The sequence below is a fragment of the Reinekea marinisedimentorum genome, assembly GCF_004341165.1.
Classification (GTDB): domain Bacteria; phylum Pseudomonadota; class Gammaproteobacteria; order Pseudomonadales; family Natronospirillaceae; genus Reinekea; species Reinekea marinisedimentorum.
The window spans coordinates 15,962-30,486 of record NZ_SLZR01000023.1 but is presented as its reverse complement, the minus strand read 5'-3'; the positions used below and the strand labels follow the sequence as shown (position 1 = coordinate 30,486).

The following is a 14,525-nucleotide window of genomic DNA, read 5'->3' as shown; positions in this document are numbered from 1 at the left end:
GATCAAACAACCTGATGCTGCTGGTTTCTAAGGAGATTGGTGGTGAGCGTTTCAGAAAAAGGCTGGGATACTACCGTCACGTGAGTCTTGAGAAGTCGAACGCAAGTGAACTGTACGAAGAAGCATCGAAATCTGAGCTTATGTCAAAAAGAGAGTGCATAGCCCCTCTCTGATGAGTGTTGTGGCTGCCTGTTTACTGACAACATGGCATCCGGTGTTAAGGCAGCGAGAGCTCAAGACAGGCCAGTTTAGGGAACGTGAGAACCTACATTCGGCACGCATTGGAATGCAGGGGCGGACAGGCTCGTAGTAGTGATGAGCATTCTGTAATGGAATGGGAGCGAAGGGGTCTGCATCACCGAACTGAACCTGACACAACTCAAAAGAGGATGATGTTTGGAACAGGGCAAAACATTTGGAATTCCCAAAGCGTTGGTTTGGCAAGCGTATCAAGAGATGCGCCAGAACAAAGGTGCACCTGGGTGCGATGGTCAGACCATTACGCAGTTTGATGAACAGCGGGATCGTAACCTGTACAAGATCTGGAATCGCCTGAGTTCAGGTAGTTACTTTCCGCCGCCGGTACGAGAAAAACGCATCCCGAAAGCGGACGGCAGCGAACGAACATTAGGCATACCAACGGTAAGTGATCGCGTGGCGCAAGGCGTCGTGAAAATCTATCTGGAAAAGATACTGGAGCCGTTATTCCATAACAGCTCCTTTGGCTATCGTCCAGATCGACCAGCCCACGATGCTCTTGCTCAATGCGAGTATCACTGCCGGCGAAAAGGTTGGGTGCTGGAGGTTGATATTAAAGCGTTCTTTGATCATGTTGACCATGACCTTATTATGAAAGCGTTAAAACACCATAAAGTTCCAGCCTGGGTCACCTTGTATTACAAGCGATGGTTGCTGGCACCGATGAAGCTGAACTCGGGAGAGCTTCAAGAGAGACAACAAGGGACGCCGCAAGGGGGAGTTATCTCTCCGTTGCTTGCGAATCTCTTTCTGCATTATGCGTTTGATCAGTGGATGTGCAGGGAAAACCCGTACACACCATTTGAACGTTATGCCGATGACATTGTTTGTCACTGTTCTCGCATGAGCGAAGCGGTTCGCTTGAAAGATCAAATCAGGGAGCGGATGAAAGAAGTTGGTTTGAGTATTAATGAGGTCAAATCCAACGTGGTCTACATTGATACGTTTCCACGACGGAACGTGAAGCATTGCTTTACATTCTTGGGATACGACTTCAAAGTTCGAACCAAGAGGAACTACAAAGGCGAACTGTACCGAGCTTGTGCACCGGGCGCTGCGATGAAAGCGATGAAAAAGATCACGCAAACGATCAAGGCATGGAAGGTTCATCGTTCTACAGAAGCAAGCATCAAGGTGTTAGCAAAGCGGAACAATGCTGTATTGCGTGGCTGAATTAACTACTATGGGAAATTTTGGTATCGAAACTTCAGCTACCGGATCTGGAGTGCTTTCCAGTCACGCTTTATCAAATGGGCCTGCAATAAGTACCGGATCTCGATAAGAGAGGCTGAGCATCGGCTCAACTTCCTCAGGAAAGCGAATCCAAAGCAGTTTGCGCATTGGGAAATACTACGTGCATCAAATGTGTGATGAGGAGCCGTATGACGGGAGACTGTCACGTACGGTTCTGTGAGCAGCTTGGGAGTGAAATTCTCCCTGGCTGACTCGACTTTGTTGGACAGAACTGGGTGCGGAACACGTTGGCATCAGCCAGAGTTTGATCAGCACCTGTAGGCTGCATGACATTGATCCGAGTGTTTATCTGACGGATGTATTGCAACGAGTTAGCCGTCATCCGGCGAAAGATGTGATTGAGCTGACGCCACGGGTTTGGAAAGAAAAGTTTGCTGCAAGTCCGTTGAGATCGCCATTGGCTTGATGGGTCAATGACGGTCTGGAGTGAACGCTAACGTCTATCTGGCGATCATGGATGCATCGAAAAAATGGTCAATGCCGATACGAAATTGGAAAGCGGCGCTCAATCGGTTCATGATTGAATTTGAAGAGCGCCTGATAGATTACTTATAAACTCTGCAGTTACACAGAATTAATTACAGGGTCCACACAGGGGATGGATACCTTCCCGGCAGATACTGAAGAGCTATTACTTCATTCACTTACTACCGGCCAGACCGATGTTGTTGTATTCCGGCAACTACGGTTCGATGAACTTAAATATGGTGACAAAGGCATTCACCCGCTAACCCCTACTGTTGTTACGCATAAGTTGTTTCACTACCTGCATACTAAGAATGCACAGCTGATACCGGAGTTAACGGAAATTCTTAAAGAAATGGAAAGCAGCGGGCGTATTGAAGAGCTGATTTCAGATCTCAATTTATTGCACACCGTCTTGTCACTTACACTTCAAGGTATGACCCTGTCTTTTCCATTAGTTTATACTTCTTACAATTATAACAAGGTATTTCTCTTTTTGAAGGAGCTTTACCGGTGAGCATATCCCTTGCATACCCAATATTTCCACCCTTCAAAATCTCATTCAAAGGAGCAGTAAATGCATTTACCCCAAAATCATTCCAAATATTGCAGCAACACCCCAATACTCGACCATCCCAATTAATTTGCGGGTTGCTCCAGAGCTGCCGGCAAGCATAGTACTTCTCATCCATCTTATTCAGTTCTGCTTCTTCAGTCCTTGTAGCATATTGCCAATTGGTTTGCTCTCTAACAAACTGTGGATTTTTTATTGGTGAGAAAACCTCATCCCAAGATTTTTTAGGAATAAAGTTCATGTCTAAGTCTTTAGCCATTTTCTTAGCCAACGGTAATTCATGCTCATTATGACCGAACACTACAAACTGCCAATGCAACATAGGAAATTGACTATTATACTTCGTCTTATAGAAGTTTATTTTCTTAATGTTTTCAATAACTTTATCAAAGTTTCCTCTACGCCTGTAGATCTCATAAGTTTCATTACTTGCTCCGTCAATAGAAACCAGCATTTCCGAAAATCCATACTTTACCAAATCCTCTAAGATACCCCCTTTTACGCTATTTAAATTCACGCCATTCATAGCAGTTAACTTAACGCCATTGGAGTGTGCTATTGAAACTATTTCAGATAAATCTCTGTTTAAGAATATTTCTCCATAGTTTGACAACTCGATAAATTCTAACTCTGGATTAAGGCTCACAAATCTTTGGAAATCCATTGCTGATAAAAAACCCTTACCAAGAAACTTTGTGTTCTGGCCTTTTGCAGTTGAACATGACGGACAGTTTAATTGGCATATTGGTGTTGCTTCCAGCCTAACTTTTCTAAACATTGCTTCACTTCCTAGTAATTTTTAGTTGTTTGTAGAAAATCACAATTCGATTTCTATACTTAAGCTTAACCTCTCTGATACAAGAAAATTATTTGGCTAAGCTTTCAGATTAATAAAGTACTTTGTAAGTCACCTATTGAAGGCTATCAATGACAAAAAAATCTAGCTAACATGATGGTTAGTAAGCTTCCATGATATTGTATATTTAGATAACCTCATTCTATTCAGTGATATATCAATGTCAGCAACACTGATTTTAAATTTAATTTTTATTTTCAAGGGTACTGATAATTTACCTTATAAATAAATTAAAGCGGTACAATCTATAGGGGCAATTGATCTTTAGATATATTATTCCACACGAATTAAGCCGACTGTGCCTTTCTTTTTAGGAGGATCTAATAGAAAACGGTTACTCAAATTTAGCACCCATGCATTCCTAGAAAACGTCTTCTCCAATAATGAACTTTGTGAGGTTAAATAGATCTTTTAATCTAATAACTCCGTTACTAAAATGTGAGGATCAAATTACCTCACAAAAAGCCTTTTGCTTTTAGGTCAATGAGAGAATAATATTCATCGGGTTAGCCCCTATCCATACTCTTCTATTCTATAAAGAGTAATGATAGGAACTTAGTAGAGCATTAAACCTAAGACCTAAAAACCTTTCACAAACAGACTGTGCTCACATTTTCATCGAGCCTTTTAATTGCATGTAAGATAGCATTATTTCTTGCGTCTACCCTTGATAGACTAGAGTTTGAGCCAACTTCTTGGGAATCATCGCCCGACCGAAGCCTAAAGACCCATGAGTTAGACCTATAGAACCTACCTTTCAGGTTTTCATCTGTATTGGTTGGAATCTCCCAAGGCATGTCCTCCCAATGATCCCAAGGCCCGGGGACAGAAAGTCTCTTTAGTAAATCTACTTTAGGGCGCCTCCCGTAAGGCCGTCTTTCATCAAATGTGCATGCTGCATTACACCCAAAAATCACCTGAGGTTCGCAAGGCTTCAAATCTTGTGGACTAGCGACCAAAGGATCTAATGATTCTCCCAGCCTGTACATAGGCAAAACAACACAGTTCTCAGTATGCTTAAACTCCATTAGTTCATTTTCCAGTAGAGCTAGAGCTTCCCGGGTAAAAAAACAGTTCCCATCAAGTGGCATTGTCCATGTGTATTTGCGGATGTACTGGTTTAGCACAAAATTCCGTGCGCCATTATTGTTCATAGCATAGACTATCTTACTTCTGTTCTTTGCAACTTCCTCAATTAACCTAATTTTCTCTGGGTAATCCTGCATCGTCTTAGAATACCCGTTCAGTGCCACTTGCCTTTCAACCCATTCTATGTCATCAATGATTGATATAGACCTGTAGTCTTCGATATTAAATGGTATCTCCAGGTAATTCGAGCCAGTCTCACTAAGCAAGCCAATAATTTTGGAGCGCTCTACCTCATCAAATATTCGATTTACGATATAAACCTTATCAAAAAAAGAATTTCCTACTTCATTTTCTAAAATATATTTTAAATTTCTAAATGCTTGGGTGGGGCTATGTCTCGGGGGGAGAGAATTTCCGATGATTCTAGCCAATAGTGCTTTCATATATATTACGGACCTCAAATACACAAAACCAGATTAATCAATTTACGTCACATAATTTCCCGGCAAATAGTCTAGACAATCTAACCGAGAAAGTAGCCACCCGTATTTATTAGTTTGCAACTAAGTCATTAGCTACATACGTTCCGTTTTTACCAACTGACGGGTTGTCCTCTAATATGTCAAACCCACCAGTTTGTCTAAGCCAATACTTAGAGTAAAGACTGTCCTGAGACAGAAGCGATTGGTGAGTCCCTTGCTCAACAATATTTCCTTTATCCATAACTATTATTCTGTCCATCTGAGTAATTGTTGATAACCTGTGGGCTATAGCTATTACTGTCTTATCTAACATGGCCGCCTTTAATGCCTCTTGAATCTCGAACTCTACTTCACTGTCTAATGCACTAGTGGCTTCATCTAATATTAAAATTTTAGAATCCTTAAAAAGTGCCCGGGCCAGCGCAAGCCTTTGACGTTGACCTCCTGAGAGTTTTACCCCTCTCTCACCAATATGCGCTTCATAGCCAACTCTACCCTTAGCATCTTTCAATTCCATTATAAAATCGTGCGCTTTTGCTTTTTTTGCTGCTAGAACGATGTCTTCTAATGAGTAGGAGCTTTTACCTAACGTTATGTTGTACAAAACTGAGCTATTTAGTAAGTTTGTTTGCTGACTCACAACAGAAAAAGAATCTCGTAGACTCTCCTGAGTAACGGACGTTATGTCTTGATTATCAATATGTACCGTCCCACTTTCCGCATCAAAAACTCTCATTATTATATTTATTAGCGTTGATTTTCCAGCTCCAGACCTACCAACTATTGCGATTTTTTCTTTAGCCGATATTGATAATGAAAGATTATTAACGCCACCTCCTTTCGAACCTAGCCCATATTTATGGGACACATTATTAAGGCTAATAGCCGCCCCATTAACTTTAAGGCGGTCCGCGTTAGGAGCATCTTCAATCTCAAGAGGTTGAGAAATTGTTGCTAAAGCCTCTTTTAAACTCCCAACTCTCTCAAATACTATCCATACTGCATCAAAAACCATTTCGGCCAGCGAAGAAATTCTAAAGCTTAGTGCCAAGGACACGCCAACCATCCCGATACTAGCTAGCCCTTGAGACCATAGCCAAATTCCATACCCAACAAACCCCACCAACATACATCCTTCAAGCAATACGAACATCGTCTTTAAAAATAGCTGAACACTCTTTGCAACAAAGAGTGCATCACGAACTTCTTCTAATTGATTTTTATAGTCTTGAGACGACTCTTTAATAGAGCAAAAGAATGCTACAGTTTCGATATTTGCTATCCGATCAACTAATCTACCCATAAGGCTTGACTTCGCATTCTGAAAATCCAAATTGGTTTTAATTGCACGTGGAATCGTATAAACCAAAAGCCAAATATAAAAAACGAACCATAAAATAATAGGTATAGTTAATGTTGGAGTTATTGAGCCAAGCATTATAATAATTCCGACTAAATACACTAGAGCAAACGCACCAACATTCAAGCTATGGAATATAATATCTGTTGCATAATTTCCAACACTAAATAGCCTAGAAGCAACCCTACCTGTCATATCTTTTTGAAACCAACAAATTGGTTGCTTTAAAGTATATTGATAAGCACTCCACCTAAATGTAGAAGTTGAGTTGCACTGAAATGAAATTAGATTGATAAGGTTCCTAGCGAAATGAGAAATCGGCCTTAGTAGCAGTATAAAGAATGAAGCCCACAGCAAGTCACCTTTGCTTTCCATCCAGACTTCAAGAGGTGATGCTTCTGAAAGAATGTCAATCAATCTACCTGCGTATTGAACAAGGTAAACTTCTACCGAAGCGGTTACAATAGTGAGAAGTATACTTAAGATTATTATTGATCGAAGCTTTACAGTGTGATCTAGAAGATAACGTATTACTCCACTTGCTGGAACGATGCCACTATCGGAATAAGGGTCAATAAGATCTTTTACCTTACTAATAAAGCCGTCTAAAAATAGCATTAAGCATCCTTTTTATTTATTTTAAGTTCGACTAAATCATCCTATTGTATTTTGTAATACAAAATCTCCATATTTTATATTTAGATGATCTCAATCACTTTTAAAGTAATTTTCGTTTATTTTTATAGAGGTGATTCATAAAATTTAAAAAGTAAAATTGATCGGGTACTTCGACATGTAGTTAAATGGAATTAATTATAAAAATAGTTATGTTCAGACAATAAAATAATACTTAAGTAACAACTGTCTTTTAACCTTTATATTGAGGTCTTTAGCACTAGCACTAGTAAAAAAAACCTCTATAAGGGCCCAGCTTCAAGTAAGTTTTCTTGCGGTATTGCGCTGGAGTCAAGGCTACGGCAGAACCATTAGTTTGGATAACGCGCCTCAAAGCTCATTAATCTATAGATGGTATATAGACGCTAATTAATAGCAGCGATAGAACAAGAGAGGATTTTCAAGTGGGTGGATCTCTTTTAGCAGGATATCGAGCAAACGACTACGGGCTTCTGTTATTAGGTTTTATTCTATGAATGAGATAAGCAATTACAAAAAAAATCGGGCTGTTTAAGGTCTTATATTACACAGGGATCTTGCAAGCTGAACTTGCTTGCAAGAAAGCAAACAGAAACTAATTAAGGAGAAATCATGCATTTGCTGGTAATTGGAATGGATGAAATTGTAATAAATAAATACATGCCACTAATCGAAAGTAGAATCCATTCGGGTGACTTAAATGGCTACTCGATAATCGATTTAGAAAGTCAAAAGCGTAATATATCCAATTCAATTGATTCACTCTCAATTAAGCCGTCATTAGAGTTCTTTTTCAGTGACGATGAGTTCACTGTGCAAAATAATTTTTTTAATGAAGACCTGACTGCAACCGCAATTAATCAAATAACTGCACTTTACGGGGAGCTAAAAGTATACATTGCAACCGAAGTAAGGGCCCACGAAGGTTATCTTTTATATTGCATACAAAATGACATCCAGACTCTCACTGAAAAGCCTCTGATTGCACCATTTTCATCTGGACGTTTCGACTGCACAGGATTGAAGTATAACTATAAAGAGCTAATAGACACCATATCCAAGTTCAGCTCACCAGAAAGGCACTCTGTTATGACTCTAAGTAGATATCATGAGATTTATAACTTCAATGCGCTTAACTCTATTCGAGATTTAATGATAAATAATGATGCACCGATCTCCTCATTACACTTCAGACACGCGGGGGGGGTTCACAATAGACTGAGAGAATATAGTGAGAGAGAAGACCACCCGTATAAGTATGGGTACGGGATGGTAATGCATGGCGGCTACCACTATTTGGATCTAGTTACTCAATTCCTAGAGCTTAACAAGCTGCTAATAGATGAAGAACTTGAACTGGCGGTTCGTTCATTCAGCGCACACCCTATAGATCAGTCAGCTCGAATAGCTAAGTCCTCGTCAAAAGCTGTAAATGATGAAGAGCCCCTTATTGACGAAAGCCTAAATGAAATGGGTGAAACTGACATCGTCTGTAGCTATAAACTAATGAAAAAAAAGAGCAGAAAGATTGTCACAATTGGTACAGTTTCGTTAGAGCAAACAACTCCATCTATAAGAACATGGGGTGATTTTCCAGAGGGCCAATACAATAAAAACGGTAGGACGTCTTCCGTCGATGTTGAAGTCCAATTAAGCGTGTTACATTCAATGAATATTAAGTGTTACGACGTTCCCGTTCTCCAAGGTAAAAATATTGATAGAATCGATGCTAGAGCCGACATACTGCAAAGATCCAATTGTGAGATTACCAAACATAAATCTCCTGTAACCTTAGATACTTACACTGGACTTTTTCACTCAGACTCTAACAAGTCTTTAATGAATCATTGGCTAGAAGGCAAAGAACACCTTAGCACGATAGGCAAGCATAAAAATGTAAATCTTTTTTCTTATGCAATGCTTGAATCAGCAAACAATGATGGAAAAGAAGTTAGGTTCACACTATGACGACAATTGTTCGCAGCCGAGAAATGATAAGAGCACACTATGAAAAAGTTTTTGGTAGCAAGGTTCCAGAGTATGAAAATCTTTCTGGGGCACTTTCAGAAAAATACTTTGACCTTAAGTCATCAATACCAAGAAGCAGAGTTCTCGACCTCGGGTACGGAAATGGGAAGTACACTATAGATGCTCTTCGAAGCGGATATAATGTTGATGCCGTTGACTTAGTCGATAAGAGTATATTTAAGAGTAGCGTACCAAAAGAATTACTACCTAATCTAAATCTAATAGAGTGTGACTTATCGGATTTTCAATTTTATGATGGTCACGACATCACGTTATGCATAGATGTTTTACATTTCCTCCCTAAATCTATTGCACGCCGCCTAATTAAAGATGTGGAAAAGAGCACAAATAAAGGAGGCGGCACGTTGTTTAGAGTATTTTCAAATATTGAAAGAAAAACAAAGGAAGGTGCAACCTTAAAATTTGAAGATGAAGCAGAGTTCAAAACAGAGGAGCTAATTAGCTTCCTCTATAACACCTTTCAAAAGTGGGGTGATATTAGGTTTACAATCTCCAAATATAGTGAGCATGATCAGGTTAAAAAACATACTTACTTTAGATCAGATGTCCTCGAATTTGTAGCAGTTAACCGATAGGTATTTCAGAGTGGATTTTAGTATTTCTTTCGTTATTACAAATTACAACCGTGGCAATATGCTCGTTGAGTTAGTCGACTCAATAGTTCAGCAGAATCTAACATGTGAGTTTGAAATTATAATCGTAGACGATTCTTCATTCAAACGGAAAACTAAAAAATCACTAGAATTTATAGTGAGGAAGTATGCCGATGTCACCAAGTTAATCATAAATAAATGCAACCTTGGAGTTCAAAAAAGTAGGAACATCGGATTAAATTTATGCAAGTTTAAGTATATTCAAGTATTGGATTCTGATGACAGATTGACAGTAGAGAAAGGGAGCAAAACACCCTATATCCTTAACGCAATTGAGTTCTTACATTCCAATCCTAACTATGCATTTTGCTATTCAGCGGTCCAGATGTTTGGTGAGTTTGAAGGCTTAACAATTGGCTCTTATCCAATTTCTGAAAGAGATGCTTTGAACAAACATCACATTCAAACAAGCATAGTATTCCGAAAGGCGGATCTATCCGATTGTAGTGAGCACTATCATTCGGAGATACGCAAATGGCAAGATTGGTCATTTGGTGTAAGTATACTTAACAATAGATATAAGAAAAACTTACAAAATAGAATTAAATACTTCCCTGAAGCTAACTTTATGTATCGAATTCATAGTGCTGATGATCGAATATCTAATTATCAGATCAGTGAGTTTGATATGACGTTGATAACTATAACTAACAATATTGAGATATTTAGCAGCTACTACCCCGAACTAGATGCACACGAGATAGCTAAACTTGTAGTCAGTAATAAGCCATGTCGACTGTTAGATCTTTTACATATGGCTCGATACAGTCTTACTCAAGCATACAATGTCGCACAGGAAAGGGGGTATGTTTTGGAATCAAACACTCTTTCTTGTGAGGTCCCATAAGCGAACTTTTTAAAATAATAGCACCATTATCCTATTTAATTTCCATCAAACGTAAAGTGGGTTTTCAATGAAATTTCTTTTAGCTCGCATAATTGGTAATTCCTTACCCCCCCGTCATAATTCTGGACAAACAGTCGATAATCTGAGATTTCTATTGGAAAATGAACCTACAGAAAAATGCTTTAAAAAAGTTTTTATTGTAAATAGGATTTTTAATTTATCAGAAAGGAATGAAGTTTTAGAACTTCTAAGAGAGTTTGATGCAGAATATGTCGAGATACCATTTTCACTTTCTGAATACAAGAAAGTATCTATAAGCGAAGACGAGTTATTAGTTAATCGACTAGCCAAGCCTTCTGCTTACTCACGATCCTTAGCTAATGATATAGAACGGATTGATCAAATAGAAAGTGTAGCAAAAAATAGAAAAAAAATTATTTATGCTATGAATAACAATGGCGCGCGAAACTTCGTTATACGAAAATATCGCAATGACTATAACTGGGTCCTACCCCTGGATGGTAATTGTTACTTTCAAAATTCCTCTCTTGAAGTACTTAAGAATGAACTATTAAACAGTGATACGTTAGACAAATGCTTTGTTCTACCGATGTTCAGGCTAGGTAACAATATAAACCCATTGACAGCAGTCCACTCTTCTTTAACACCTTGTGAGCCACAACTAATTTTTGGATCTAAAACCAAGTTTCTATTTGATGAAGATCGACCATATGGGCGACGCCCTAAGGTTGATCTATTAATGAGACTTGGAGTTCCTGGTGCTTGGGATAATTGGGAATATCCTCCATGGGAGAAACATTCAGATCTAGAGTCAGTGTATAGGGGAAAATTTAGTTACTCAAAATCTTGGGTGTTCCGCCTGAAGTCAGGTGAAGACTGCCAGGAGATTGGAAAAGAACCCTGGGTGAGTAGAGCGAAGGCCCGCGACTCGGCTATTCTTAGAGTATTAGCTGAACTGGATCAGAGATAAATTCTTATCTCTAATTCTATTAGGCGTGCTAAACGCATCCATCAGCCGTTATTAATTGATCTAGACATTAGAACGTTAGATTTGTCTGCAGCAGGCTATTTGGCATCTAAAAGGAGAAACTGGGTGACCTTTGACTGATCTGATCACTCAACTTGGCATTGGTCAATTAATGTTTAGCTGATGAATAGGCGGGTTGTTGGCAAGGGTTATGATAATGTTTCTGAATTGCCTGCGGTTCAGCAACCCCTTTATTGCGTAGTTCTGTCTTTAGGTTTGCCAGCTCTTGGTTTAGGACTGGGTTTTGAGTCAATGAAGATTTACCGCACCCAATAGCTTTGGCTATTTCACCTCTGCCTAGTTGGCCTCTGAAGATGATTTGCTTGGAGGCAGAATCAGGCTGAGTTGCAACCCAAGACCTAAAGGCATCGAGATTCTGCTGCGTTTTCTGCTGCCCGTTGAGATTACTCACAGTTTTTAGTCCTTAACGTTGTCATTTTTAATTAGTCGTTATTGTCTTTGTTGCCGTGATCTGTGACTCAAAACATGTATTTTCACCAGCATCGTATGCACGCAACTAAAATGGTATCTTTTTAACTTCTGGCCCTGCTGACTCCCCCTGTAGTGGTCAACAATTACCGGACAAACGAAGAAGTAAGTGTGTTTGGCAACGTTATGATGGCGGGCGAATATTAGACCAGCACCTCATGTTTTGATCACATTTGAGTGTACTTTATTGATGAGTATGAATCAGACCCTTTTAATGGCAGGATTTAGGTTGTTGGTTCCGTCTTAGAGGTACTTTTATGAATAGGCACCGTCAAAAGAAATATAAGAGTCTGAACGGTTATCTGCGTGCTGCCAGCCAAAACGATATGGATATTCGTGAGTATCGGGCTTTGAAAGCTAGTGTTTGTGAGCTAAAAGCCAGCAGATGCCTTGTGAAAAGGTATGGTGAGTATGAAGACATTAGCAATGCTTACGTTGATGAGATACTGGGCTTAATGGTTCCAACGAGGATTTGCATCAAGAACAAAGAGTCAGGGATTGTTGTGGTCGGCTTTAAGGGTTTCGAGCGGCACCTTGCGTTGCCAGCGCTGCCTTTGTCGGAAAGTGATGTCGCCATTTTAAGGCGGGGTTGGACCTCCTTTTAGTGGCTCAATGTTAGTTACAACTTGAGAATGCGATCATTCTCTAGACTTTATTTGACCAAAACTAACACTTTGCACTTCAAAATCCACGGCTAATGAGAAAATCGCACCTTATGTGCAGTTTTGGTAAGAGAATCCCACCTTATGGCGTAAATTTAGTCGCAGCTTATGGTGGAAGTTAAAACCTAACTCCCCGTCGAACCTGAAAAGAAAGTCGCAGCTTATGCGCACACCCACAGTGTGTGGGTGTGCGCATAAGCTGCGACTTGGACACCATAAGCTGCGACTTTTACCACCATAAGCTGCAACTCAGGAGCTCCGTAGAGCTTCTGAGAGCTTTTTTAAGCCCCGATTCAAAGATCTGCATTAGCACCCCTCTGAAATCTCCTTACAGCCGATAATTAAAACATCAGAAAAAACACGCTAACGACGTTCGAAACATCAAATACAACTGACACTAAGCTCTCGCAAAATCACTTTAAATTTAATGACAATTAGAAATTCTCGGGCTGTTGCAGATGTAACGGGTTGAGGTAGGCCCTAAATTGCTTTTGGACAGTTTCGTGTTTAGCTGAACATCAATTGAAAACCTGTTAGAAATCCATTTTTTGAAAAATAACCTCTATGTCTACAAGCATTGACAGCGTCAAAGCAATCTTGGGTTTGGATGCAACTTCAGCTCGTTAATACGATTTATGTACTTTTCAGCTAAACAATCTAGTGCAACTGCTTCATCGTCAACACATTCAGATCTTGACGCTACCCACTCTATCTGGTCCGCTTTAACTTCTTCTGCAAAATAGTCCTCCCCATACGGAACAAAGACCTTATAAATCGTATATCTATCAGCCAATTCTCTATCTAACTTTGATATTAGATCGGAATCACAAATCGCGTGCTCTACAGGTGTACCGGCTTTTTGACAATTAAAAGATGGATAACTCAAGTTTGGCGGGATTATTAGTGGGCTATTAAACACTACACTGTGTTCCTCCCACCCCCATTCATCGCTATTAGGTGCTACAGACACAGTTTGCGGTAAATCACACGATGATGCGCCACAAAAAGCTTTATAGGTAAATTGATAAAAATGACTTAACACATCCTCTGACAATACAAAATTACTATTTCGGCCTTCTTCAATTCCTTTTCCAATTAATTCTGCAAGACGCGTAAAACTACCGTTCTCATAAAGATAGAGGAATGCAAGATCAATTCTACGGTCACGCAAATCTGATGACTCCAGTGGCAGTATTGAGCGAGGTACCTGATAAAATTTAACATTCGCTAATACGTTTCCTTCTTCGTCCACTGAGAAATTAGGAGCGTGATAAATGTGCTCAAATAAAATTTTCACATGGTAGTTGCCACCGGTTCGGGATGGTTCAATCCAAGTCTTATGAATACGGATAACGTCGGCTTGTCTATGGCTTCCTGCACCAGGGATCCAATATATACCAATCCTATTTACGAGGTTATCTTCAATATACTCAGCCGCGTCTATAGCCGTAGATTTTCTTAACAAAGAGAAATAGTCCGCAAATGCTTTAGTTGGCATAGCGAAAATCAAGCAGACTACCAAACAAAGTAGAACCATATTCATTCTTGAAAACATCACATTCATATTAACCTCATTAAGAAAAATTCTTGATTATGAAAAGCAATTTAACAAATAAGTTCTCACAGTTTCATTCCTAAGTCATTTGAAATTCGCATACATTATGGATACAAAAATGACACGACTGAGGACTGGCTCTCATTGCAAAACTGTCAGCATTAGAGGTCAGGTGACCATTTGTTATCATTTCTGGGCAATAACGAGAGCCCGCAGAGCAGAATATAGGA

At 39.5% G+C, this 14,525-nt stretch carries 11 protein-coding genes and 1 pseudogene; 7 read left to right on the top strand and 5 right to left on the bottom strand.

Translation table 11 applies throughout. The annotated features are described in order from the left end of the window. Positions 1-396 precede the first annotated feature (396 nt). Together ltrA and BCF53_RS17435 are read left to right on the top strand one after the other, a co-directional pair. Entirely contained in the window at positions 397-1,431 is a 1,035-nt protein-coding gene (ltrA, locus tag BCF53_RS17440) for a group II intron reverse transcriptase/maturase (RefSeq protein WP_207902774.1), read from the top strand. A 277-nt stretch (positions 1,432-1,708) separates the two neighbouring features. Beyond that, positions 1,709-1,918: pseudogene (locus BCF53_RS17435) on the top strand (transposase domain-containing protein); the annotation flags it as partial. A 481-nt stretch (positions 1,919-2,399) separates the two neighbouring features. Here BCF53_RS17435 and BCF53_RS17425 read toward each other — a convergent pair. The 3 genes from BCF53_RS17425 to BCF53_RS17415 form a co-directional block, all read right to left on the bottom strand. Beyond that, complete coding sequence (locus BCF53_RS17425; RefSeq protein ID WP_132703741.1) at positions 2,400-3,329, bottom strand: radical SAM/SPASM domain-containing protein; 930 nt, start codon at positions 3,327-3,329, stop codon at positions 2,400-2,402. Positions 3,330-3,997: 668 nt separating this feature from the next. Beyond that, positions 3,998-4,939, bottom strand: a complete 942-nt coding sequence (locus BCF53_RS17420) for a hypothetical protein (protein WP_132703739.1) — start codon at positions 4,937-4,939, stop codon at positions 3,998-4,000. Between the two features lie 109 nt (positions 4,940-5,048). Next, positions 5,049-6,956: an ABC transporter ATP-binding protein gene (locus BCF53_RS17415; protein WP_132703737.1), complete on the bottom strand. Its 1,908-nt coding sequence runs from the start codon at positions 6,954-6,956 to the stop codon at positions 5,049-5,051. Between the two features lie 648 nt (positions 6,957-7,604). On the opposite strand from BCF53_RS17415, the gene BCF53_RS17410 reads away from it, so the two are divergent. The 4 genes from BCF53_RS17410 to BCF53_RS17395 all read left to right on the top strand — a co-directional run bounded on the left by BCF53_RS17410 (position 7,605) and on the right by BCF53_RS17395 (position 11,532). Continuing rightward, on the top strand, positions 7,605-8,960 hold the full coding sequence (locus tag BCF53_RS17410; RefSeq protein ID WP_132703735.1) for a hypothetical protein: 1,356 nt from the start codon (positions 7,605-7,607) through the stop codon (positions 8,958-8,960). Beyond that, positions 8,957-9,616 (top strand): class I SAM-dependent methyltransferase, encoded by a 660-nt coding sequence (locus tag BCF53_RS17405; RefSeq protein ID WP_132703733.1) that lies wholly within the window; start codon positions 8,957-8,959, stop codon positions 9,614-9,616. Before BCF53_RS17410 ends, BCF53_RS17405 begins: the two co-directional genes overlap by 4 nt. A gap of 10 nt (positions 9,617-9,626) precedes the next feature. Beyond that, complete coding sequence (locus tag BCF53_RS17400) at positions 9,627-10,541, top strand: glycosyltransferase family 2 protein (RefSeq protein ID WP_132703731.1); 915 nt, start codon at positions 9,627-9,629, stop codon at positions 10,539-10,541. Positions 10,542-10,608: 67 nt separating this feature from the next. Beyond that, positions 10,609-11,532, top strand: a complete 924-nt coding sequence (locus tag BCF53_RS17395; protein ID WP_132703729.1) for a hypothetical protein — start codon at positions 10,609-10,611, stop codon at positions 11,530-11,532. 166 nt (positions 11,533-11,698) lie between these two features. Here the strand turns inward: BCF53_RS17395 and BCF53_RS17390 are convergent, their stop codons facing one another. Beyond that, entirely contained in the window at positions 11,699-12,001 is a 303-nt protein-coding gene (locus BCF53_RS17390) for a VPA1267 family protein (RefSeq protein ID WP_132703727.1), read from the bottom strand. A 334-nt stretch (positions 12,002-12,335) separates the two neighbouring features. Between BCF53_RS17390 and BCF53_RS17385 the strand changes: the two genes are divergently transcribed. Further along, complete coding sequence (locus tag BCF53_RS17385) at positions 12,336-12,683, top strand: hypothetical protein (protein ID WP_132703725.1); 348 nt, start codon at positions 12,336-12,338, stop codon at positions 12,681-12,683. Positions 12,684-13,326: 643 nt separating this feature from the next. Here the strand turns inward: BCF53_RS17385 and BCF53_RS17380 are convergent. Further along, a complete protein-coding gene (locus BCF53_RS17380) occupies positions 13,327-14,304 on the bottom strand; it encodes a lysozyme inhibitor LprI family protein (RefSeq protein WP_132703723.1) in 978 nt (325 codons plus the stop codon). Positions 14,305-14,525: the final 221 nt, after the last annotated feature.

Excerpts from the sequence above, each read along its gene's own strand:
- BCF53_RS17415 (WP_132703737.1), bottom strand. The coding sequence starts at position 6,956 with ATGCTATTTTTAGACGGCTTTATTAGTAAGGTAAAAGATCTTATTGAC.
- BCF53_RS17380 (WP_132703723.1), bottom strand. The coding sequence starts at position 14,304 with ATGAATGTGATGTTTTCAAGAATGAATATGGTTCTACTTTGTTTGGTA.
- BCF53_RS17395 (WP_132703729.1), top strand. The coding sequence starts at position 10,609 with ATGAAATTTCTTTTAGCTCGCATAATTGGTAATTCCTTACCCCCCCGT.
- BCF53_RS17420 (WP_132703739.1), bottom strand. The coding sequence starts at position 4,939 with ATGAAAGCACTATTGGCTAGAATCATCGGAAATTCTCTCCCCCCGAGA.
- BCF53_RS17385 (WP_132703725.1), top strand. The coding sequence starts at position 12,336 with ATGAATAGGCACCGTCAAAAGAAATATAAGAGTCTGAACGGTTATCTG.
- BCF53_RS17425 (WP_132703741.1), bottom strand. The coding sequence starts at position 3,329 with ATGTTTAGAAAAGTTAGGCTGGAAGCAACACCAATATGCCAATTAAAC.
- BCF53_RS17410 (WP_132703735.1), top strand. The coding sequence starts at position 7,605 with ATGCATTTGCTGGTAATTGGAATGGATGAAATTGTAATAAATAAATAC.
- BCF53_RS17405 (WP_132703733.1), top strand. The coding sequence starts at position 8,957 with ATGACGACAATTGTTCGCAGCCGAGAAATGATAAGAGCACACTATGAA.